Source organism: Nonlabens dokdonensis DSW-6 (assembly GCF_000332115.1).
In the GTDB taxonomy this organism is placed as follows: domain Bacteria; phylum Bacteroidota; class Bacteroidia; order Flavobacteriales; family Flavobacteriaceae; genus Nonlabens; species Nonlabens dokdonensis.
In genome coordinates this window covers 2,658,230-2,682,236 of sequence record NC_020156.1, presented here as the reverse complement: position 1 = coordinate 2,682,236, position 24,007 = coordinate 2,658,230, and the positions used below count along the sequence as shown (strand labels likewise).

At 34.0% G+C, this 24,007-nt stretch carries 18 protein-coding genes; 8 read left to right on the top strand and 10 right to left on the bottom strand.

The annotated features are described in order from the left end of the window. Nucleotides 1-4: 4 nt before the first annotated feature. Nucleotides 5-1,591: a T9SS type A sorting domain-containing protein gene (locus DDD_RS11745; protein ID WP_015363093.1), complete on the top strand. Its 1,587-nt coding sequence runs from the start codon at nucleotides 5-7 to the stop codon at nucleotides 1,589-1,591. Here DDD_RS11745 and DDD_RS11740 read toward each other — a convergent pair. From DDD_RS11740 to DDD_RS11730, 3 genes are read right to left on the bottom strand one after another with little or no spacing between them, the layout of a single operon-like run. Beyond that, complete coding sequence (locus DDD_RS11740; RefSeq protein ID WP_015363092.1) at nucleotides 1,588-3,048, bottom strand: cellulose synthase family protein; 1,461 nt, start codon at nucleotides 3,046-3,048, stop codon at nucleotides 1,588-1,590. The two genes, DDD_RS11745 and DDD_RS11740, sit on opposite strands and share 4 nt — an antisense overlap. After that, nucleotides 3,048-5,261 carry an efflux RND transporter permease subunit gene (locus DDD_RS11735; RefSeq protein WP_015363091.1) on the bottom strand — a complete coding sequence of 738 codons (2,214 nt, stop codon included), beginning with the start codon at nucleotides 5,259-5,261 and terminating at the stop codon, nucleotides 3,048-3,050. Before DDD_RS11735 ends, DDD_RS11740 begins: the two co-directional genes overlap by 1 nt. Next, nucleotides 5,254-6,282: an SGNH/GDSL hydrolase family protein gene (locus DDD_RS11730; RefSeq protein WP_148285390.1), complete on the bottom strand. Its 1,029-nt coding sequence runs from the start codon at nucleotides 6,280-6,282 to the stop codon at nucleotides 5,254-5,256. The genes DDD_RS11735 and DDD_RS11730 overlap by 8 nt, the downstream gene beginning before the upstream one ends. Nucleotides 6,283-6,531: 249 nt before the next feature. Between DDD_RS11730 and DDD_RS11725 the strand changes: the two genes are divergently transcribed. The 3 genes from DDD_RS11725 to DDD_RS11715 all read left to right on the top strand — a co-directional run bounded on the left by DDD_RS11725 (nucleotide 6,532) and on the right by DDD_RS11715 (nucleotide 10,288). Then, nucleotides 6,532-8,394: a carbamoyltransferase family protein gene (locus DDD_RS11725; protein ID WP_015363088.1), complete on the top strand. Its 1,863-nt coding sequence runs from the start codon at nucleotides 6,532-6,534 to the stop codon at nucleotides 8,392-8,394. Continuing rightward, nucleotides 8,394-8,543: a DUF5989 family protein gene (locus DDD_RS18245; RefSeq protein WP_015363087.1), complete on the top strand. Its 150-nt coding sequence runs from the start codon at nucleotides 8,394-8,396 to the stop codon at nucleotides 8,541-8,543. The genes DDD_RS11725 and DDD_RS18245 overlap by 1 nt, the downstream gene beginning before the upstream one ends. A 686-nt stretch (nucleotides 8,544-9,229) precedes the next feature. Continuing rightward, nucleotides 9,230-10,288, top strand: coding sequence for a 3-oxoacyl-ACP synthase III family protein (locus DDD_RS11715; RefSeq protein ID WP_015363085.1), 1,059 nt, complete (start codon nucleotides 9,230-9,232; stop codon nucleotides 10,286-10,288). Nucleotides 10,289-10,408: 120 nt separating this feature from the next. Here the strand turns inward: DDD_RS11715 and DDD_RS11710 are convergent, their stop codons facing one another. Beyond that, the gene (locus DDD_RS11710; RefSeq protein ID WP_015363083.1) at nucleotides 10,409-11,134 is read right to left on the bottom strand and encodes a peptidylprolyl isomerase; all 726 of its coding nucleotides are present in this window, start codon (nucleotides 11,132-11,134) and stop codon (nucleotides 10,409-10,411) included. Between DDD_RS11710 and DDD_RS11705 the strand changes: the two genes are divergently transcribed. Together DDD_RS11705 and DDD_RS11700 are read left to right on the top strand one after the other, a co-directional pair. After that, on the top strand, nucleotides 11,125-11,766 hold the full coding sequence (locus tag DDD_RS11705; RefSeq protein ID WP_041567127.1) for an NUDIX hydrolase: 642 nt from the start codon (nucleotides 11,125-11,127) through the stop codon (nucleotides 11,764-11,766). The two genes, DDD_RS11710 and DDD_RS11705, sit on opposite strands and share 10 nt — an antisense overlap. Before the next feature lie 63 nt (nucleotides 11,767-11,829). Then, complete coding sequence (locus DDD_RS11700) at nucleotides 11,830-12,633, top strand: lysophospholipid acyltransferase family protein (RefSeq protein WP_015363082.1); 804 nt, start codon at nucleotides 11,830-11,832, stop codon at nucleotides 12,631-12,633. A gap of 56 nt (nucleotides 12,634-12,689) precedes the next feature. On the opposite strand, the gene DDD_RS11695 is transcribed toward DDD_RS11700, so the two are convergent. The 4 genes from DDD_RS11695 to DDD_RS11680 all read right to left on the bottom strand — a co-directional run bounded on the left by DDD_RS11695 (nucleotide 12,690) and on the right by DDD_RS11680 (nucleotide 17,381). Continuing rightward, entirely contained in the window at nucleotides 12,690-14,327 is a 1,638-nt protein-coding gene (locus DDD_RS11695; RefSeq protein WP_015363081.1) for an ABC-F family ATP-binding cassette domain-containing protein, read from the bottom strand. Between the two features lie 133 nt (nucleotides 14,328-14,460). Next, on the bottom strand, nucleotides 14,461-15,630 hold the full coding sequence (locus tag DDD_RS11690) for a THUMP-like domain-containing protein (protein ID WP_015363080.1): 1,170 nt from the start codon (nucleotides 15,628-15,630) through the stop codon (nucleotides 14,461-14,463). Then, a complete protein-coding gene (locus DDD_RS11685; protein ID WP_015363079.1) occupies nucleotides 15,631-16,731 on the bottom strand; it encodes an AI-2E family transporter in 1,101 nt (366 codons plus the stop codon). A gap of 8 nt (nucleotides 16,732-16,739) precedes the next feature. Then, nucleotides 16,740-17,381 carry a DUF4159 domain-containing protein gene (locus DDD_RS11680; protein WP_015363078.1) on the bottom strand — a complete coding sequence of 214 codons (642 nt, stop codon included), beginning with the start codon at nucleotides 17,379-17,381 and terminating at the stop codon, nucleotides 16,740-16,742. Between the two features lie 130 nt (nucleotides 17,382-17,511). On the opposite strand from DDD_RS11680, the gene DDD_RS17875 reads away from it, so the two are divergent. Beyond that, nucleotides 17,512-17,706, top strand: coding sequence for a hypothetical protein (locus DDD_RS17875; protein ID WP_111474723.1), 195 nt, complete (start codon nucleotides 17,512-17,514; stop codon nucleotides 17,704-17,706). Nucleotides 17,707-17,765: 59 nt separating this feature from the next. Here DDD_RS17875 and DDD_RS11675 read toward each other — a convergent pair whose 3' ends face one another. Next, the gene (locus DDD_RS11675; RefSeq protein ID WP_015363076.1) at nucleotides 17,766-18,473 is read right to left on the bottom strand and encodes a 16S rRNA (uracil(1498)-N(3))-methyltransferase; all 708 of its coding nucleotides are present in this window, start codon (nucleotides 18,471-18,473) and stop codon (nucleotides 17,766-17,768) included. Next, nucleotides 18,473-19,492, bottom strand: coding sequence for a tRNA (adenosine(37)-N6)-threonylcarbamoyltransferase complex transferase subunit TsaD (tsaD, locus tag DDD_RS11670; RefSeq protein WP_015363075.1), 1,020 nt, complete (start codon nucleotides 19,490-19,492; stop codon nucleotides 18,473-18,475). The genes DDD_RS11675 and tsaD overlap by 1 nt, the downstream gene beginning before the upstream one ends. Before the next feature lie 92 nt (nucleotides 19,493-19,584). On the opposite strand from tsaD, the gene DDD_RS11665 reads away from it, so the two are divergent. Continuing rightward, the gene (locus DDD_RS11665) at nucleotides 19,585-23,991 is read left to right on the top strand and encodes a translocation/assembly module TamB domain-containing protein (RefSeq protein WP_201764095.1); all 4,407 of its coding nucleotides are present in this window, start codon (nucleotides 19,585-19,587) and stop codon (nucleotides 23,989-23,991) included. Nucleotides 23,992-24,007: the final 16 nt, after the last annotated feature.

The window sequence follows — 24,007 nt, the reverse complement described above, 5'->3', positions numbered from 1 at the left end:
CACTATGAAGTTTCTCATTTTAAGGATCATAGTTCTACTTTGTTTTGTGAATAGCTTTTCTCAAAACACCAACCTCTCTAACGGAACTGTTTTTGATGGTGAACCTTATGTGGCGATCAATCCAAACGATACTAACAATATTGTAGTCGCGTGGATGGGTTGGGTAAATCTGGCTAATCAATTTCAAATAAAAATTAAAACCAGCTTTGATGCGGGAAATACGTGGAGTAATACAGCATTAATTCCTCATGTAGTAAGTAGTTACTCTTCTGCAGATCCTGCTATTGCTTTTAATAACGCTGGCGAGATATTTATAAGTTATATAGATTTTACGGGAACTGCTCCACCAGTTACCGGAGGCATTTATCTTGTAAAATCAACTGATGGCGGACTCTCTTGGGGAAATCCTGTTAATGTTGTAGACACCACATTTGATGGAACAAAATGGCCTATCGATAGACCATGGATTGCTATTGATCGATCTAACGGAAGTATACAAGGTACTATTTATGTGACTAGCATGAATTTGAATCGTACTAATGCACCATTTAATCCATATGTATCTATCTCTACAGATAATGGAACTACTTTTTCTACTTCCTATTTAGATGCACCAGGCTGGCTGGCTGGAAGCGCTAATAATTTACCTATGCCTTCACCAGCAGTAAGTAGTAATGGTATTTTTTATGCCAACTATCCTTCTTTTGTGATATCGCAAAGCTTATTTGCGCAATTGCTTCTTGTTAGCTCAAGCGATGCTGGTGCTACTTTTTCTCATCAAGCGATCACCAATATTGTAAACCCAGTACCTTTAACTAACTTTCCTGATGCTAAAAAAGCAGGACTTTTACTTAGTAATCCAGCAAACTCAAATCATCTTGCAGTCGTAGGGTTAAGAACTACAAATGGTGATCTGGACGTTTTTATTACAGAATCTTTTAATGCTGGTGCGACTTGGAGCGCTCCTACTCGAGTAAATGACGATCCTATTGCAAACAATAGAATGCAAGATCTTGTTTGGGGAGATTTTGATAATGATGGAGATTTAATTATTACTTGGCGAGATAGAAGAAATGGTAGCGATGGTACATACGCTGCTGATTCTGAAATTTATGCAGCTTATAGGCCTAATAACAGTACTCAATTTGAGCCTAACTTTAGGTTATCTAGTTTGTTAATTCCTTATGATCCTATATTAACGAGTTCTGGAAATGATTTTATGTCGGTACAATTAGAAAATGATGTGGTAAATGCCGTATGGGGTGATCCTAGACATGGTGATTTAAACATTTGGTTTCAAAAAACAGATACTCAAGGAAACGTGCTTTCTCTTCAAGAAATATCTTCTGATCAATCAACGGAAATTAAGGTTTTTCCTAATCCTGCAAGTTCGCTTTTAAACATTCAAAGTAAAGAAATACATGAAGTAACACTTGTTGATATGCAAGGAAAAGAAATATTTAAAACCTCAAATAATTTGAATATTAGCGAAGTACAAATCTCTACCGATGGTTTTTCTAATGGAATTTATATACTGCAAGTAAAAACACTTCACAGTAAATTGTATAAAAAGGTCGTTATTCAAAACTAAAACTTAAAAATATATTTAGGAAAAAAGACCTTTAGGGTGAAACCCAATGTAATAACAACTCCATAATTCATCATGAAAAAATCTAAATAATAAGCTCCTAGACTAATGACAAAACAACCGTAGAATAGTATGAACAACTCTAAAAGCCTAATGTTTAACTTGTTCTTAAATGAATACTCTTTTTTTAATATTTTTGAGTCTGTTTTGTTCAAATTAAACTTAGGTGTCCGTACAAATTCTGAAACCTTACCTGCGTAGCCTTCAATAACTCCTATTACCATGTAAAAGGAAATGCCGACACTAAGTGCCAAGTAGGCATAAAAATTAGGCCAAAACAAAAGTGCTGCTTTCCATTTAGAATTTACGACGATTAGGTGTCCCGCGAAAAAAATGATGGTTATAAAACATGTAATAAATAAACTTAAGTAGGATATAAGTTCAAGATTTACAGAGGTGATTTGATTCTCCTTACCCATCCAAAATACTATGGGGCTGGTCATTACTAAAAAAAATACAATTATAAATATGGAGGAGTTGAATAAGTGAACGCTACCTGCTATTTTTTGCCATAGACCAACTGGAGACAACCATAAGTTTTTAATATTTTTCCTCACGCATTCCGCAGCACCCTTAGACCATCTGTATTGTTGTGTTTTATAAGCGTCTACAGTAATAGGTAACTCGGCTGGAGATTCAACATCAAACAAATAATTAAATTTCCATCCTTTCATTTGTGCTCTGAAGCTCAAATCTAGATCTTCTGTTAGTGTGTCTGCTTGCCAGCCTCCAGTGTCTTCAATACATAATTTTCTCCAGATACCTGCAGTGCCGTTAAAGTTGATAAAAGCGCCGCTAGACGTGCGCCCTAAATGTTCAATAGAAAAATGAGTGTTAAGCATAATAGCTTGTGCTCTTGTCAAAAAGGAAAAGTTTTCATTGATATGACTCCATCGAGTTTGTACAACACCAATACATTCTGAATTGAAATGAGGTAAAGTTTGCTTTAAAAAATCTACACTAGGAATGAAGTCGGCATCAAAAATAGCAATGAATTCACCCTTACAAATTCCCATACTATAATCAAGAGCGCCGGCTTTGAAACCTACTCTATCGGCTCTTTGTATATGTTTAATATCAATCCCTAAATCCTGATAAAACTTCATTTTTAACAATGCTAGAGATGAGGTTTCATCAGTAGAATCATCTAATAGATGAATCTCTAATAATTCTTGTGGGTAATCTATTTTACATACAGCATCAATAAGTCGCTCGACGACATATTTTTCATTATAAACAGGAAGTTGTATGGTTACTTTAGGATAACTTTTTAATGCAATTTGTTTGTTTTGTTTTTTAGCAGTCAAAGCAAATAGCAACAAAACGATTTCTACACATATATAGAAAAAGAGTAATGCATTTAAAGTTACCCATAAATAAAAAATGCCGTTTGCTATCATTATGAGTTCTGATTGATTCTTAGAAATAATAAAGAAGGGATTAAAAGCATATCTGAAATAAAAGCGAAAATAAGCCCTGAAGAAATAATCAAACCAAAATTCAATAAAGAATCATAACTTGAAATGGTTAAGGATAAAAACATGATACTTAATACAACACTAGTAATCAATAAAGGTGAGCTGTTTGCTTTTAAACTTTTTATCAGCTGTATTCTTGTGGATGCTCTTTTACGTTTTGAGTCATTAAGATGAGTCAGTAAATAAATAGAATCGTCTAATGCTATTCCAAATAATAACGTCAAAATAAATATAGAACTAGGGTTTAATGGAACATTCAATAAACTCATAACAGTAACTCCAAATAATAAAGGCAATACATTGGACACCACGGTGATCATTCCCATCCAAAAGGATTGAAATAGTATAGTTACTAAGATACCTACAAACAAGATACCTATCAATAAACATATCATCACAAATTTTGAAATTTTAAATACATTTTGGTCAAAAATGTAAGCCTTACCATTGATATAGACCTCCATGTTTGGCGCATTCATCTGAGATAGAAAATTAGTAAGCTCCTCGTTTTTAAGTAAAGCATCATGAGTACCGATGTCGGGAATACTACCTATGACTCTCGTCATACTTTCATCTATTGAAAGCACATTATAAAGGTTCAGTTGTTCTGCATCGCTATTTAAATTACTTATAAATTTTGAAGTAACATTTTTAGGAAGTCTATAGAAGTTGACAGCTCCATTATTTTTAAAACGGTTATACCTTTTAATTATCGTATTCACACTATATACTGATTTGCAACCATATTGATTTGTCAAATATTGTTCTATGTCATCGATTTTTTTAATAGTTGCAGCATCAAAGACACTGTTCTGACTTGTATTTAAAACAACCTCTATATCCCTAATTCCTTGAAAATTTTGATCATAGAATGCACATGCCCTATTAATTGCTAATGAGGTATTGTCCTTCTCATAATAGTGCATGTCAATTTCTGCCTTCATAAAAACATAAAGTCCCAAAAAAATAAAAAGAATGGTACAACCAGATACAATTTTCTTATAATGTTTGCTTGCAAAAGTTACAAAACCAAGAATTACCATATCTATAAAAACAGTTTTCTGATTAGATGAAATGTTTGCTTTATAATCCAGCAGAGTCGGCAAAAGTAAACGTGATGATACATAGGCAAATAAAATTCCAAAAGAAGCAACAATGGCAAGGTCTGTAATTTGATCTACACTATCATTAAAAAAGAAAATCGCAAATCCAAAAAGGTTGGATAAAGAGGTAAGCAACAATGGAAAACCTATCTTCTTAAATAGCTGTTTCCGTATTTTTTGTATTGATAGATCATTAACAGCTAGAAGCTCATAATGATATAGAATATGAGTAATATCTGTAAAAGATAGGATTGCGATTACAATAGGAACAATAGTAGTAAAGGAAGTAATTTCAAAATTACAAACCTTCATAAAAACTATGGTAACACAAACATTAAAAGCTGTAAAAAGTAAGGTTAGAAAAATCTTACGCACACTTCGAGTAAGCCATGCCATACTTAATAACAAAAGAAATATTCCTAATAAGGTTATCAAAATAGTTTCCTTCTTCAGTACGGTATCACCTTCAGATTCAAATACAGGACTTCCTAAAATATGGTATTCATCAAATGGACTTGCCTTGAGTATGTTTTTGATAGAGTCAATTGATGCTTCCTGATTCTCGTTATGTAAATACACATAAAAACTAATAGCTTTACGATCAGTTGAAAGAAATTTCTCTGTGATGTCTTGATACTCATTTAAGTATCTGTAGTCTTCATTAAAAGAAAATTCGTTTTCTAAGGAAAGAACGTTAGAATAATCTATTCTAAAACCATTAAGCGCAGGTAGTTTTATACTTTCTAAGCTAACCACTTCTTCCACACCAGATAGGCTATTGAGAGCAAGAGTTATTTCCTGAACCTTTAAAAAATGTGAGTATTCGGTAAATTTCTTTGAAGATTTCAAGCCTATTGTGACTGCTTCTCTATCACTTTCAAAAGCATTTTGATATTTCTTAAACTGGTCTTTTTGACTTTCCGTTCCAAAAACTAATGGATCAACGGTATAATTATAGGTAAGATGATTAGAACTCCATATTCCTAGAGCTATGAAGGTAACGAGTAAAGCATATAATGCCGTCTTATTCATTTATAACAATTAGTTCAAGTCGCTCATCAATCTTATCGGCAATCATTTTGTGACCTAACGCGTTAGGATGATTATCGTAAGGGTAGTTGATCATTTTTTTATTTTGGAAGTCAAAATCAACATCAACCATAGTAATTCCTAAGTTTGTAAGTCTTTCTTTTAAAGTTTTACTTTGCTCATTTTCATCTAAAAAACTAACTATAAATTTAGCATTGTTCTTATCACATATCGTTTTCATTTCTTTAATCAAAGAATAGGTTATTTCGACAGGCTGGTTTGCTAGATCATTTATTTCATCACTTTTAGTTTGAATAAAGTTTATACTGGAAAAAACGCTTCTTCCCATCCAGTCTTCATACATCTCATTCCATTTTACATGACTTATTTCTAATTTAGAATTTAAAGTCACCGGATATCTAGCATCATTCATCAATTGATTGGTATTACCTAAAGATCTATTAAAACCTATACTCAAAGCTCTTCTGTAAGAACTAGACAAAACATTTCTATTAAAATGGTCTGTTGCAAAATTTAAGATAACCATCTTAGGGACTTCATTATTCTCATCCCACTTTTTGAGCTGCAAATATCCGTGTGTTGTACCGTACCCTATAACTCCATAATTAACAAAGTCAAAATTTGGATGACGTTTTTGTAATAGCGATGTAAAATGTTCTTCATCATTAACACCATAACCGTAAGTAAATGAGCAGCCTAAAACCGCTATTTTTTCTGAATCAATTTGTCGCTCCTCTTTGAATGCGACTCTTCTAGTTTGGTTTTCTTGATGTGTAGAAGTAAAAGTCAGTTTATGATTAAGAGTAATATCGTATGTACCTGTTTTTAAAACAATTCCTAATGAATCGTCAGCAATAAATGGTTCTTCGGGAGTTGAAGAAATATGATAATCTTGTTGCACATAGGGTTTTGCATTGAGTATTCTTAAAGAAATCTCCAGACAGATAGGTAATAATATAATAATATACAGTACCCAAAGAATTTTCTGCTTTGAGATTCCCAAAATTTTATTTTTTACAGCTGGAAGCATTTAGTTATTGGTTGTTTTCTAAAGTGTTAAAATACCTTTTTTTAAAAATATGATAAATTGTGTTTAAAGCACCACTTCCTAAGAGTACACGACAAGGCTAATAATCTATATTCATTACATAGATATGATTTTCATTGTGGATACGTGTTCCGCTTTCGCGAAAGCGGAATTGATACCAATTATTACTATATATTTACTAGTTCACATCAATGATTCACACTCGTGCAAATTATATTAGGGATATCTGCTTTTTATCACGATGCAGCGGCATCAATACTGGTCGATGGAGAAATTATTGCAGCAGTTCAAGAAGAGCGTTTTTCTAGAATAAAAAATGACGCGAGCTTTCCATTTCAATCAATTTCTTATTGTTTAAAAGAAGCTCAAATATCTATTAATCAAATAGATGCAATTGTTTTCTATGATAAACCTTTTCTCAAATTTGAGCGTTTATTAGAAACCTATTTCACTTTTGCCCCAAAAGGAATTGGCTCCTTTTTAAAAGTAATACCGCTCTGGCTGCATGAAAAGTTGTTTTTAAAAAAATCTTTAAGAAAATCCTTAAAGCAGTTAGGAAGTAAGAAATATAAATCAATTCCCCTATTATTTACCGAGCATCATTTATCTCATGCTGCAAGTACATTTTACACCTCTAAGTTTGAAGAAGCCGCAATTTTAACAATAGATGGAGTCGGAGAATGGACCACTGCCTCCATAGGCTACGGAGATAATGATGGTATAAAATTCATTAAGGAACTAGAGTATCCACATTCTATAGGTTTATTTTACAGCGCGGTAACTTATTTTTTAGGATTTAAAGTAAACTCTGGAGAATATAAGCTAATGGGGCTCGCACCTTACGGCAATCCAAATGACGAACAAACATCTCACTTTGAAAATTTACTATATGAGCATGTCATTCATATTTATGAAGATGGTTCTTTATGGTTAAATCAAAAATATTTTAGTTATTCTACAACTTTAAAAATGATCCCAGAAAAGAAATGGGAAAATCTATTTGGTTTTTCTAAAAGAAATGAAACGGATCAAATCAACCAATCACATGCTAATTTTGCTTTGGCCATTCAACATATAACAGAAAAGGTTGTTATTAAAATGGCTACAGAGGCAAAACGCTTGACAAATTCTAATAATTTATGTCTTGCTGGTGGAGTTGCATTGAATTGTGTTGCAAATGGCAAGTTAGAAAAGTTACAGCTCTTTGAAAACATATGGATTCAGCCAGCAGCAGGAGATGCTGGTGGTTCATTAGGAGCTGCTCTGGCAATAGATCAACTCTGTTTTAAAAACAAACGGTTTTTACCAGAGTTCGATATAATGAAAGGAACTTATTTAGGACCTATTTTTTCAAACGATGAGATTCACAAAATGAATATTGCCTTACAAGCTGTTTCTAATCAATTACCGCTTGAAGATCTTCTAAGGATCACAGCAAAATACCTATCTGAAGACAAGGTAGTCGGTTGGTTTCAAGACCGCATGGAATTTGGACCTCGGTCATTAGGTAATAGAAGTATTCTAGCAAATCCTAATGGATTTGAAATGCAAAAAAAGCTAAATTTAAAAATCAAAAAGAGAGAAGCATTTAGACCTTTTGCTCCTTCAGTGTTAGAAGAAGATTCAGGATTCTATTTTGGTATGGATCAACCTTCACCATATATGCTTAAGGTATCTCAATTAAAAAAAGAACATATCAATCTTCAAGACGTAGATAGTTATTACAACTTATCCTTACTCGAACGATTATATACTAAAAGAAGTAATTTACAAGCTACAACTCATGTTGATTTTTCCTCTAGAGTTCAAACAGTGAATAAGAAACAGAATCCTAAATTTTGGGGATTATTAAATGAATTTAAAAAAATTACTGGATCTAGTGTGGTCATTAATACGAGCTTTAATGTACGAGGAGAACCCATAGTGTGCCGTCCTCAAGAAGCCTATCAATGTTTTATGAATACTGAAATGGATATTCTTATATTACAAAATCACGTATATTTAAAAGAAAAACAAATTTACTGGCAAGCAGAAATGAATACTACTTCTAATTTTGAACTGGACTAATGGAGTTTTTAAAAGATATATTTCTATTTTTAAAAGAGCGTAAAAAATACTGGCTCAGCCCTATCGTTATTATATTAGTATTTATTTCGGTTTTATTTGCTATAGGAAGTTCTAGCGCTATCTCTCCATTTATATACAGCTTATTTTAGATGTTAAAAAAAGAGAAATCTCCATACCTTACCATCATTGGAATGGTTTTCGGCCTTACTTTAATTTATATTTTAAAAGGATATCAAGCACTTCCGTATGTAATACTGGTGATTTCTTTTTTAGCACTTAGCATTTCTAAATTTAGTATTCTAGTAGATGCCTTGATGAAAAGAGTTTTGTCGTATCTAGGAACCATAATTAGTTTTTTGTTTTTGATACCCTTTTTCTATCTCGTCCTTACTCCTTTTTCTGTGTTATCTAAGTTATTTTCAAAACAGGATAATTTAAAACTCAAAAAGCCTCTTTCGACAAATTTTAAATCTGTCGATAAAACCTTTAGCAAAGAGTCCTTTAAAAAATTGTGGTGAGTGCTACTTTATTAAGTAACACTATTTTTAGTAACCAAGCAGTTTTAATATCAAGTGAAAATTATTTGTAAAAAACGGCGACTGATTTACGGTTCTAGAATTATTTACCTGTATCATAATTATGAAGGACGTTTTATAAAATAATAGGTAAATCTTTCATTTTATTATTCATTGCATTATATAATTCACAATAAACTAAACAATTCATTAGATGATTCTTAAAGATTTAAAAACTAGATCATATTCGGTTGTTAAATATTAGGAATGAATCACATAAATCACTTTTTTTGTTATCCCTAAGATTGAAAAGAAGTTGCATGAGAGCAAAAATTACCGGAGTAGGAAGTCACATTCCTGATGTTGTGAGAAAAAATGAGGAGTTCATGGATCATGAATTCTTAAATAATGATGGAAGCTCTTTCGGAAGTGATAACGCTACCATTATCAAAAAGTTTGTAGCAATAACTGGAATAGAAGAACGCAGGTACATGAGCGATGATCTGCTTACCAGCGATATCGCAACACTTGCAGCAAAAAAAGCAATAGCAGATGCAAATTGCGATCCTGAAACAATAGACTTTATTATCGTTGCCCACAATTATGGTGATGTAAAACCAGATGGTGGATCTAGCGACATGGTTCCTAGTCTAGCCAGCCGTGTCAAAAATAAACTGGGTATTAAAAGTCCTAAATGTGTGGCCTATGATGTACTCTTCGGTTGTCCAGGTTGGATTTTAGGAGTCACTCAGGCAGACTCTTTCATAAAGTCAGGACTGGCAAAAAAAGTACTTGTCATTGGTGCTGAAGCTTTATCTAGAGTTGTAGATCCACACGATAGGGATTCTATGATTTACTCTGACGGTGCAGGTGCTGTAATTATAGAACCTAGTCATAATGATCATGGAATATTAGGACAGTCAACTGCTACATTTACCGAAGAAGAGGCGTTCTTTATTTTTAATGAAACTTCTTATAATAAAGAATTACAAGATAAAACGCAGTATATAAAAATGTACGGGCGTCGCATTTATAATTTTGCTCTCTCTAAAGTTCCAGAAGGGATGAAAGCCGCCATGGATCAAGCTGGAGTAGACATTAAAGATTTGAAAAAAATCTTTATTCATCAGGCAAATGAGAAAATGGACGAAGCTATCGTTGAGCGCTTCTACAAGCTTTATGACATGGAAGTACCGAAGGATATCATGCCAATGATCATTCACAAATTTGGTAACAGCTCTGTCGCTACGGTTCCTACAGTTATGGATCTAGTGGTAAGAAATCAAATGCCACAGCATAAAGTAGAAAAAGGAGATGTAGTTATGTTTGCCAGTGTAGGTGCTGGAATGAATATCAATGCGATAGTCTACAGGTATTAGGTGATTAGGTGATTAGGTGATTAGGTGATTAGGTGAAACTCTTTAACCAAATTCAATCCACCTTAAATTCAGTGACATTTAAGCTTTTTTTCAGATCGTTTTAAACCGTTCATTTTAAAGCTATTCAATGACTTCCATGTCTATAAAAATATCTTCTTTAGGCCAGTCGCTTTCGTCTCTTGGAACTCGGGCAATCTCATCTGCGATGTGAATTCCTTTTATTACTTTTCCAAAAACAGTATGCTCACCGTCTAGATGAGGTGATCTACTTAAAGTAATGAAAAAGTCAAATGGATTATGCCAGTCTTCTGGGTTGTTCTCCCATTGTTTGGCACTACTCAATGAGCCTCGTCCATGAACAATTCCAGGTATGAAATGAGGTGCTAGTTTATAATTTCCAGCACTAGCACGTTTTAAAGAAGGTAACTTTTCATCACTATTCCCACCTTGTACTACAAAATCCTCTACTACACGATGGATAAACGTACCATTGAAATATCCATTTTTAGTGAGGTAAATAAAACTAGCCCGATACAGCGGTGTCTCTTCAAATAACTCCATTTCAATATTACCGTAGGACGTTATTAGTCTTACTTTGGTTTCTGGGTTTTCCTTCCCATATCTTGTAAAGAAAGGAACGACGCTATCTTGCGGGATGTAAGCTAGAAGTGTATCACCATCTGCAGACAGTTGTCTTTTATAGGTTTTTTCAAGAATGCGCTGCTCTCTAGTCTTTCTTACTACAGTATCTGCTTTTTCCTCTGGCTCATTATTTTGAATTTGTGGAGTATCTTTACACGATAAGAGTGCTAACAAAGGCAAGAAAATCAAAAAACGTGACTTCATTTCAGGAATTTTTAAATAGAATTTCAAAGCTAAAGAATTTACCGCTTCCTGGGCTAGAATCTCAGCTTAAAATGGCTGCAGTAGAACGTCTAGATGAAATGCGCCGCACTGCTATGAAGGCAAGAAACCATAAAGAGGCGTCTGTGATGATGCTGGTCTATCCTAAAAATGACATTCCGCATTTTGTGTTGATCGAGCGAGCTCATACCAAAGGAAAGCATAGTGGCCAGATCGCTTTTCCTGGCGGCAGAAAAGAAAAAACCGATACCGATAATAGCGTTACTGCTTTGAGAGAAACAGAAGAAGAAATAGGTATTTCCATGGAGCAGCAGCACCTGATCACTTCATTAACCTCTTTGTACATTCCTCCTAGTAACTATATGGTTTATCCTTATCTTGCTTTCGCGAAAGCGGAACTACAATTCAAAGCTCAACCCAGCGAAGTAAAATCGATCATAGAAATAGAACTGTCAGAATTACTGGAAGACAACAACGTGAGTAAAACGGTCCTATCAACGAGCTACATGAAAGAAGTGAGCGTACCGTGTTTCTATTTTGGCGATGTGATGGTTTGGGGCGCAACTGCCATGATGTTACAAGAAATTAAAGACTATTTTCTTCAAGCAGAGTGAGCCTGAGCGTGGTAATTTGAGCAGCTATGGTTATATTTGTAATTCCCCAAAACTAAAAACTACATGGGATTATTTAAAGAAAATCCTTTCGGTCATATTTTATTTTTAAAAAAATGGCTTATACGTATCGCTGGTGTCTTATCTCATAGAAGATATAGAGGCTTTAACGAGATGGAAATAGAAGGTAGTGAGATCATAAGAGACCTACCAGAGACTGGAGTTTTATTTGTATCTAATCATCAAACGTACTTTGCAGATGTGGTGAGCATGTTTCATGTTTTTAATGCTTCCTTAAAAGGTCGTGATGACAGTATTAAAAATGTAGGCTACCTCTGGAATCCAAAACTTAACGTGTATTACGTTGCTGCTAAAGAAACAATGCAAAGTGGTTTACTACCAAAGATCTTTGCTTATGCTGGAGCTATCACTGTAGAAAGAACCTGGCGGGCAAAGGGAGAAGAAGTAAATCGAGCTGTAAATCCAGACGACACAAAAAATATAGGAATCGCATTAGATGATGGTTGGGTTATAACATTCCCACAAGGAACCACGAAGCCATTTAAACCTATTAGAAAAGGAACTGCACATATCATTAAGCAGTACAAACCTATAGTTGTACCTGTAGTTATTGATGGTTTTCGTAGGAGTTTTGATAAGAAAGGTTTACGTATTAAAAAACGTAATATCCTTCAATCTATGGTCATTAAAGAACCGCTAGAAATCGATTACGATAATGATAGCGTTGAGAAAATCGTAGAACAAATAGAGTTTGCGATAGAACAGCATCCTTCTTTCTTAAAAGTAATTCCAGTAGAAGAAATAGAAGCTCAAGAAGAGCTTAATAAAATGCGTAAGTGGGAATATTAGAAATTCATCATTCTGCCTGACGAGATATTAAGCATTAGTTGATATCATTGCGCCACTTACGATTTCAAATTAATATCTGCTATACTTTTAATTCTGTTGCGTTCTAAAAAAGCGTCGATGGTTTCAAAATGCTCGATTACTCGTTGCTCTTTAAATTCAAAAACTTTTTCTGATAATCCTTGAAGAAAATCGCGGTCGTGAGAAACGAGAATTAAAGTACCATCATATGTAGAAAGTGCTTCTTTAAGAACATCTTTTGATTTTAAGTCCAAGTGATTTGTAGGTTCATCAAGAATCAAAAGATTAACTGGTTCTAGAAGTAACTTTACCATTGCTAATCTTGTTTTTTCTCCACCAGACAGCACGCTTACTTTCTTATCAAGATCATCACCACTAAACATGAAGCGACCTAGAATATTTTTAATTTGGGTGCGGATTTCACCTTCTGCTACTTCATCTACCGTTTGAAAAATAGTCAAATCCTTATCTAATAACGCAGCCTGATTTTGCGCAAAGTATCCCACTTTTACATTGTGTCCTAACTGGCAAGTTCCTTCTACCTCTATTTCTCCAAGAATGGCTTTAATCATGGTGGACTTTCCTTCACCGTTACGACCTACAAATGAAACTTTCTCGCCTCTAGAAATAGACATGTTAGCATTTTTAAACACTACATGATTGTCATAAGATTTAGAAACATCTTGAACTGTAACTGGATAATCACCAGATCTAGGCGATGGTGGAAAACGTAATTTTAAAGCACTTGTATCTACTTCATCAATCTCGATAATCTGCAGTTTTTCCAGCATTCGTTCCCGAGAAGAAACTTGATTAGTCTTTGAATAAGTTCCTTTAAACCTTTCAATAAAAGCCATATTGTCGGCTATGAACTTTTGCTGTTCTTGATAAGCTTTAATTTGATGGGCTCTGCGGTCTTTTCTTAATTCTAGATAATGCGTGTAGTTTGCTTTATAATCATAAATACGTCCCATGGTTACCTCAACGGTACGATTTGTAATATTGTCAATGAATGCTCTATCATGTGAGATCACCATGACAGCATTTGCTTTATTAACTAAAAAATCTTCTAACCATATTACAGATTCTATATCAATATGATTTGTAGGCTCATCGAGTAATATTAAATCAGGTTTTTGAAGCAATATTTTAGCGAGTTCAATGCGCATGCGCCATCCACCGCTAAATTCGCTGGTTTGTCTTGTAAAATCTTCTTGTTTGAAACCTAAGCCTTTGAGAGCTTTTTCTACCTCAGCATCATAATTGACGTCTTCTAGAGCATAGAACTTTTCACCTAGCTCGGTCACTTTTTCAATGATCGCCATATACTCATCGCTTTCATAATCAGTTCTAGTCGTTAATTCATTGTTGAGACGGTCCATTTCCTCTTTCATAGAAAACACCTGCTTAAACGCTTTGGCAGCTTCATCAAAAACGGTACAATCATCTTCGGTAAGTAAATGCTGTGGTAAATAGGCTATGACTACATCCTTAGGAGCTCGCACGTTTCCTCTAGTAGCAGTTTGCTCACCAGCAATGATCTTCATCATAGTAGATTTTCCCGCACCGTTTTTACCCATTAAGGCAATTTTATCTGTAGGGTTTATCACAAAGGAAACATCACTAAATAATGTGGTACCACTAAATTCTACCGCAAGTTGATCTACTGTAATCATAAAGTTATTTTAAAGCTGGCAAAAATAAGGGAAAAGTACGTGAGTGAAGAGTTTTTGAGTCTTGGAGTCTTTGAATAGATAATTGAAAGAAGGTTGTCTATATTCATTTACAAATATTGTCGAATACGGATATCTACAATTTGCTAGCCTCAATAACAATCGCACCTAATTCCTCAGAACTTGTAAAAAACAAATAGTGTTTTTCATGCTCTTTGAATTGATATTTCTTCCGCAATTGAGCAACAGACTCCTTGTTATTACGAGTCACAATTCCTTTAGCAGTTTTGGCATAAAGCCTTTTAATTAATTTTGGTTTGTTTTCTATCGTATTTTCTATTTCAAATACTCTGCCTGGAAAATCCACCAAATTATCAGATGTAAACAAATGTGCATCATGATCTAGTTTATATAATTGATACTCTTCTACTAAGGCTGGAAATTGTTGCGATTTCATAATCGCTGCATTAGGTTCATAAAGGTATTTTCTAGGTTTTGAATAACTCATTACTCCTTCCCTATTCCATTGTGTTTTAAATACAGGCTGTTCTGTATTTAAATTCACACAACATATTTCTGGTTGTGCGACTTGTTCTTTACTCAAGATCCATAACAACTCTTTCACCTCGTTTTTAACTGCAACCACATGAACCGCGTTGACATACTTAAGCTCTTTAAAACCAGCTGTAAGATCTAGCATGGGCGATGTCTTAATCATTACTAGTTTTCCTTTTACCAACAAAAGATCTAGGTGTTTTACCACATTAGGTTCATAATCTTCCAGCAAGATAGCTTTGGAATGAGATGCGGTCTTTCTGCTGGGATCAATAAATAAGAGATCAAATAATTCTGTTGATTTTTGTAAAAATTCGATTCCGTCGCAGGAATAAGATTTCGTGGCAAGTTCTTGTGCTTTAAACAACTGCAGCGCATATTGCTGTAAAGAGCTGTTGAGTTCTATATGTGTTGTTGCTGGGCACGCTTTCGCGAAAGCGGAAACATCAATACCAAAACCGCCAGTGAGATCAATCATTTTATCGCAAGGAAACAGCTGCGATTTATATTGAGCGGTAATTTCAGAACTTGTTTGCTCCAGATTTACTTTAGGAGGATAAATAATTTTATGATTTGAAAAAAGAGATGGGAACTTTGTTTTAGCTTTTTGCAAGCCTACTAATTGTTGTGTAAGCTCTTTATTAGAAACCTGTTCAAAAGGATGCTTTTTCAACATGAATGAAGCGGCACTTTCATTTAAATGCGCCCTGAGATAATCATCTATTTCTGTTGTGATAACAGCCTGATTCATTTATAAGTTTTGAGTCAGTTTCTTTACAATTTTATATTCGCTCAAGAATTCCTTTGAGATCACCTTTATAGCAGTATAAGTAGGAACGGCTAGTACCAGACCTAGGACTCCAAAAACGATTCCAGCAATAAGTATCACGATAAATATCTCTAATGGATGTGATTTAACACTTTTTCCAAAAATCAACGGTTGATTTAAAAAATTATCAATGGTCTGGACTATTCCATAACCTATAAATACGATTATTAATTCAGGTAAAATCACGGCTGAAAAATCTGAACCAAGATTATCACTAATAACAAAAGCAGACATTAATAAGTAACCTATGGCTGGACCCAAATAAGGAACTAAGTTGAGAAGTGCACAGAAAAATGCAATGATCAGTGCATTTTCTACTCCTACAATTAGTAAAATTATACTGTAAAGCACAAATAGTATAAGTACTTGAAATACAAGACCTATAAAATATCTAGAAAGCAATTGCTTAATTTTTGTAAAAGCTCTCAAAAACTGACCTTCACTTCCCTTTTTAGAAAAAACAAGCACTCCTTCTAAAAGCAATCGACTGTCTTTGAGTAAGAAAAAAGCAATAAAAAGTATAGAAAATAAACCTATCGCAAAACTTCCCAATGTACCAAAGAAGCTATTGACAAATTGAGGTATTAAATCCAAATTAAAGTCTTTATAATACGGTGTCTTTTGAATTCTCTCTAAAATATTAATACGCTCAATTCCAAAGTAATCGCTTATTTGCTCATTTAAAACTTCTACATTTTCTTCTACCTCTTCCCATTTGATTTGATCAAAGTTCTCACTCTGTTCGGTTATAACAGGTATGATCATGAGAAATGCGCCAATGATAATTAAAAATAGAAAAACCAAAGTTATTATAACCGCAAGCGTATTAGGAAATCTTAGTTTATCTCTTAATAGTAAAACGATAGGCCTACCTATTAAAGAAACTACTGCAGCAATACCTATGTATGCAAGAACAGATTGAATCTCCCATAGAAACCAAATTAGTATAAATATTCCCAGAATAATTCCTAAGGCTCTTAAAATACCATACGTGATGGACTTAGAATGGATGGCTTTACTCATATAGAACCCTAGTTAGTAAAAACGTATTTAATAATATTTGCGCCCATGTCTAAAGCTTTCTTGCGCACCTCTGGTGGATCGTTATGTACTTCTGGACTTTCCCAACCATCACCTAAGTCACTCTCATAAGTAAAAAGCAAAACTAGTCGTCCTTCATGAAACAAGCCTTTTGCTTGAGGTCGTTTTCCTTCGTGCTCATGAATTTTAGGCAAACCTTTTGGAAACTTTGCGTAGATATTAAAAATAGGATGAGTAGCTGGTAGTTCTACAAGTTCTTTTTGAGGAAATAACTTGATAAGCTCTTTATTAAGGTAAGGCTCCATACCATAATTATCATCGATATGTAAAAAGCCACCACTTAACAGGTAATTTCTAATGTTTTCAATATCAGCTGTATTAAATACTACATTACCATGACCAGTCATATGTATGAATGGGTATTGAAAGATATCAACACTACTCGCCTCCACGGTAGCCACTTCTTCCTCTAGATTAGTTCCTAAATTATCATTGCAGTATGCTATGAGGTTAGGTACTGCAGTAGGATTAGAATACCAGTCTCCGCCTCCATCATACTTAAGTACAGCTAGTTGTTGAGAATTACCTACACTTATGAAAAGTAGAGCAATTAAATAAATTATGTTTCTCATATGGGAGCAAATTACAAACTTCTGGATCATTATCAATTACTGTTAATAGAATTTGAGTTAAAAAAATGCAATTTTATCGTTTTGCTAACGTTATATTTTTATATTTGAGTTCATCATAATCCCCCTAATTATGAAAATTACAACATCCCAAAAGGCAGCAATGTCTATCTTAAGTTTATTATTTGCTTTTAGCATACTTGCTTTTCAGCATCATGAAAACAATTCCCAATCCACTAACTCCAGTTCTGAAAAGAATACCAAAGTTTTGAAAAAGGACTTGGATGCATCTAGTTCTACTATTTATAATGATCAATTAAGTCAATAGAATTAAGATAAACTCAAAACAGGTATTTAATGATAGATACCTGTTTTAAGTTTGACCTTTTAACTTTCAATTTTACTATTAAAAATTGCTGCGGTGTAAACACCAGCGGTTTCTGTACGCAAGCGTTTTTCTCCCAAACTTGTAGGTTGGAATCCGTTTTTTATGGCTAGTTCAATCTCGCGATTAGAAAAATCACCTTCTGGACCGATGATTACCGTGAAATCTGCTTTGGTTTCAATAAAATTAGCAAGCTGTATTTTTTCAGTTTCTTCACAGTGGGCAACACATTTTTTACCTTCTATTTTCCTTTTGATAAAGTCTTGTGAAGAAGTTAATTCTTCTAATACAGGAAGATGAAATTGATAACTTTGCTGCAAAGCACTTATCAAAATCTTTTCAAAGCGGGCCACATTAATTTTCTTACGTTCACTATGATCACATAATAATGGTGTAATTTTTTGAATTCCCATTTCAGTAGCTTTTTCTAAAAACCATTCCATGCGATCGTTCATTTTTGTCGGAGCAATGGCTATGTGTAGTCTAGGAAATGGCTTTGGGTACGCTTTCGCGAAAGCGATATCTATATGGCATTTATTGCTAGTGACTAGACTTATTTTTCCATCATAAAGATTTCCCTTACCGTCAGTAATGTGAACCTGATCACCTACTTTCTTACGAAGAACCTTAGTCATATGTCTGGACTGCTCTTTATCAAGTTCCAGTAACTGTGTGCTCGTATCAACTTCTTTAAAATAAAATAACTGCATTACATCTGGATTCTAGGAGCAGCAGTGGTTTCCATTCCAACAGAATATCCCGCTTTAAATTTATAGTAAGCTGATATTCCTATCATTGCCGCATTATCGGTCGTGTATTCAAAAGGCGGAATAAAAACACTCCACCCATGGTTTTTATAAGAATGGAGCTTAGAACGGATTCCTGAATTTGCACTAACGCCACCACCTATTGCTACCGTTTTTATACCAGTTTGAAGAATTGCTTTTTCAATTTTTTGAAATAAAATCTTAATCAACGTATGCTGAATACTTGCACAAATATCATTTAAATTTTTCTCGATAAAATCAGGTTGCTTTTTTACTTCGCGCTGTATGAAATACAATACGGCTGTTTTAAAACCACTGAAGCTATAATTAAGCTCAGGTGCTTTAGGAACAGGAAAAGGGAATTTTAAAGGGTCACCACTTTTTGCTAATTTATCAATTTGTGGACCTGCTGGATAGCCAAGACCTAAAATTTTACCACTTTTATCAAAGGCCTCACCTATTGCGTCGTCTTGAGTAGTTCCTATCACTTCCATTTCATGAAAGTCTGTAACCTTTACAATTTGCGTGTGGCCGCCACTTATGGTCACTGCAAGGAATGGAAATTCTGGTTTTGGCTGGTCATTACTATCAATGAAATGAGCTAGAATATGACCGTGCATGTGGTGCACGTCTATTAAAGGTATATCCAGAGCTAAAGCTAATGATTTTGCAAAACTAGTTCCTACTAATAAACTACCCATTAATCCAGGTCCTCTGGTGAAAGAAATAGCGCTTAGTTCTTCTTTTTTAATTCCAGCTTCTTTTAAGGCTTGATCCACGACAGGAACGATATGCGACTGATGTGCTCTAGAAGCTAACTCTGGCACTACACCACCATATTTTTCATGAATCTCCTGACCTGCAACCACATTAGATAATACTTCATCATTTTTTAATACCGCACAAGCAGTATCATCGCAGGATGATTCAATTGCAAGTATGTATGAAATTTGTGTCTCCATTAAGCTTTTAAGGCATAAAAATTGGTAATCTTTGCAAAGGTAAACGATATGTGATTAAGAGGTTCATAAAAATACTATTCAGAGCGTTGCTCGTGCTGCTATTATTATTTATAATTTTAGTAGTTACCTTTTCATTTCCTAAAGTTCAAACAGCTACTGCTCAGTATTTAACTTCCCAACTCAATGAGGATTACAATACAAATATTGAGATTAAAGCGGTAGATATTTCATTTTCTGGAGATGTTATTCTGAAAGAATCTCTTGCCCTTGACGATCATAAGGATACGATCATTTATTTTGACGAGCTACGCACTTCGATTTTAGGTTTTGGAGATTTATTTGCTGGTAAACCAGACTTAGGAAGTACTTCTATTGATGGATTATATCTTAATATGAAAAGATATGAAGGAGAGGCAAGCGATAATTTAAATGAGTTTATAAATAAATTTGGTAGTGGTTCTAGCACTTCTACAGAGCCTTTTGTATTGACCACAGGAGATTTAAATATTACCAACTCTCGCATAAGCATCATCGATGAAAACCTAAGGTATCCAGAAACATTTGTAGCAACAAATTTTAATTTAGAGTCTGATGGTCTTAAAATCGAAGGTTCTAATATATACGCAGTAATTGAAAATGCCGATTTTGATATGTACACTGGCGTTATGAAACCTGACGTGAATGGAAATAAAATTTTAAAAATCAAAAACCTTACCGCTGATTTCTCCTATACGCCTTCTCAAATAACCGCAAATGAATTGATCATTAATACTGCAGGCTCTTCCCTACAAGGTGATTTAAAACTAAAATACAATCGAGAAGACTTTGCTGATTTTATTAAAAAAGTAGAATGGGACTTTAATATCAAAGAAGCTGATCTTTCCACTAATGAACTTAGAAAGTTCTATGATGAAATTGTGGAAAATGATAAGGTACTTTTAAATGGTCACATGAAAGGACCGCTCAATGATTTTATAGTTGAAAATCTTTATGCAACTACACTTAACGATATTACTATTGATGGTGAGATGCATTTCAAAAATCTTATTGAAAACGAAGAAGAGTTTTTTATTGAAGGTGATTTCAATAATCTACAAGTGAGCAATACAGACTTGAAAAAGTTTTTGCCTAATATTCTTGGTAACAACTTACCTTATGAATTGAACCAACTAGGAACCGTAAAAGCAAACGGATATGCAAGTGTGGACGCAAATACATTAGTCACTCGACTTTCTGGAAGCTCTCGTAAAGGTAATTTTAGCTCAAATTTAGTCCTCAATGATATTCAGAGTGGTAACATCTTTTACAAAGGTAATGTCAAGCTTCAAAAAGTAAATATAGGCTCTTTAATTGGAGTAAAAGAATTAGGAAATGTAACGCTGGACTTAGATGTCAATGGTAGAGGTTTTAATCCAGACAAAGCAAATGCTACTTTAAAAGGAAGAGTCGCACAACTTACTTATAATGATTATACCTATCGTAATATCAAAGTAAATGGAATCTTTAAAAAACCCATTTTTAATGGAGTCGTTTCTGTAAACGATCCCAATCTTAAAATGGATTTTGATGGACTTGCAGATCTTACTGAAGCTGTCAATACATATGACTTTAAAGCAAATATTGAATACGCAGATTTACATAAAACAAACCTATTTAAAAGAGATTCCATAGCTATTCTCAAAGGAGATATTGTTATGAATATGAAAGGAACCTCGCTAGATAATGCCGTAGGAACCATCAATATCAAAGATGCCAGCTATAAGAATGAAAATAATGATTATGTTTTTGATGACTTCAGTATTGTATCTAGTTTTAAAAATGAGGAACATTATATTTCCATAAACAGTACCGATATAATTGAAGGAGAACTTTCTGGAGTTTTTATTATTTCTGAAATCCCAGAACTATTTAAAAACAGTATCGGGAATGTTTATACAAATTACCAATCAAAAAGTATTACAAAAGATCAATACTTAGATTATGAATTTAAGATTTATGACAAAATAGTAGATTTAGTATTTCCAGATATCGCTCTAGGCGAAAACACAATTTTAAAAGGTCAAGTAGCAAGTAATGAGGCTCAGTTTAGAATGACATTTAGATCGCCTGAAATTAAGGTTTATGATGTAGAACTAGATAAGGTAAATGTTCAAATAAATAACCAAAATCCGCTTTTCAATACTTTTATTAAAATAGACAATGTAAAAAACGGCACCTATGACATCAATAATTTTCAACTCATAAATGTTACTAATAAAGACACACTACTTTTTAGAACAAAATTTAACAGCTCATCTCGAGAGACAGATCAATTTAATTTAAGCTTTTATCACACTGTTAATAATGAGAATCAGTCGGTAGTAGGAATTAAAAAAAGTGACATTGTCTTTCAAGGTAAGAAGTGGTTCCTCAATAAAAAAGATGATAATGTAAAACTGAAGTTTGATCACGATTTCAAAACATTTCAATTGGATAGCCTTGTTGCCAGACATCAAGAGGAATTTATTACTCTAGGAGGTTCTGTTTCTGGAAAAGACACTAAGAATCTCAATTTAAATTTTGAGAACGTAAGAGTGTCAAGCCTTACATCACCTATAGATAGTTTAAAGTTAAAAGGACATATAGATGGTTATTTATCCTTAGACCAGACCGATGGAAAATATGCTCCTTCTAGTGAGTTTACAGTAAAAGGTTTTGAAGTAAATGAGACACCTTTAGGTGACTTTGACTTATCTGTGATCGGTAATGAAGACCTCAGTCTTTATGACGTAAATGCACAACTTAAAGATGATGACTTGAAATCGTTCTCTGCAAATGGAACCATAAATACTCAAGGTGAGACAAGCCAAATAGACGTAAATGCAATTTTCAAAGATTTTAACCTGATTGCTTTAAGTCCGCTAGGAGGAGAAGTGCTCGATAGAATTAGAGGCTTAACTTCAGGTAGAGCCTCCATCACTGGCTCCTTAACAGCTCCCGAAATAAATGGCTCCTTAAAGCTTAAACAAGCTGGACTTAGAGTTCCTTATTTAAATACCGACTTTAACATTCAAAACAATTCAGAAATAGGGATTACATCTACCTCGTTTGACTTTAATAATATCTCCTTAACTGATACTAAATACAAGACCCAAGGAGTTTTGTCAGGTGCTATCAATCACAAAAACTTTGGTTTTTGGGATATGGATTTGAAAATAGAGTCCGATAGATTATTAGCTCTCGATACCGAGCTCACGCCAGACGCATTGTATTATGGAACCGCTTTTATAGATGGACAAGCTACTATTACTGGTCCTATAGATGAATTATTCATTAACGTTATTGCCATAACTGGCGAAGACACTATTTTTAAAGTGCCTATTAATGATGGTGAATCTCTGGGTGATACCACTGCGATTTACTTTCTCAGTCCAGAAGAAAAAAAAGCACGTATTTCTGGTGAAAAAATCATCACCAAAGAAGTAAACGGTCTTGAATTAAGATTTGAACTAGAGGTCACTCCTGTTGCAGAAGTAGAAATTACCGTAGACCCAACAAATGGTAGTTATTTACACGGTAGCGGTGTAGGTAACTTACTTCTTGAAATAAATACCAACGGTAAATTTATCATGAATGGTGATTTTATAGTAACCGAAGGATATTACAATTTCAAATATGCTGGTATCGTGAACAAGAATTTTATCATTGAACCAGGCGGGACAATGGACTGGAATGGCGATCCTACAAATGCAAATATAGATGTAGAAGCCGTTTATAAAACGAGTGCCAATCCTTCTATTCTTTTAGATAACCCTAATCTTAATGCACAAGTACCAGTAGAAGTACTAACTAAATTACAAGGTGATCTTAGTTTCTTTGATCCAGAGTTTCAAATAAGATTTCCTAACACCAACTCTGTAGTGAGCTCTGAGTTGCAGTACAGGTTAGAAGATAGGTCTCAAAGACAGTTACAAGCCTTATCATTAGTAGCCACTGGTTCCTTTTATAATCCCAACAGCATTGGTCAAAATGCCGTGACCGGTAATGTAGTAGAAAGCGTTACAGGAATCGTTAACGACCTTGTAAGTCGCGAAGACAGCAAATTTAATTTTGGAGTGAGTTATGAAGCTTCAGAGCGCAATCCTAACTCTGACTTACAACGTTCTGATCGATTTGGAATTACCTTAAGTACTCAAATAACAGATCGTGTTTTGATCAATGGTAAACTAGGTGTTCCAGTAGGGTCTACTAGTGCTAGTGAACGAGCGGTAATAGGTAATGTAGAAATTGAATTTTTAATTAATGAAGATGGGACATTAAGATTAAAGTTATTTAATAGAGAAAACACCTTACAACAATTAGGACAGCAAGAAGATTATACACAAGGTTTAGGACTACAATACCGAATCAATTTTAATAGCTTGAAAGAACTCTACGAGCGTATATTTAAAAAGGAAATGGTAAAAGAAAGAGATTTTAAGTCCAGCGAGGAAGTTGATAGCAAACCTTATGCTAATTAACCCTTAAAAGTACTCT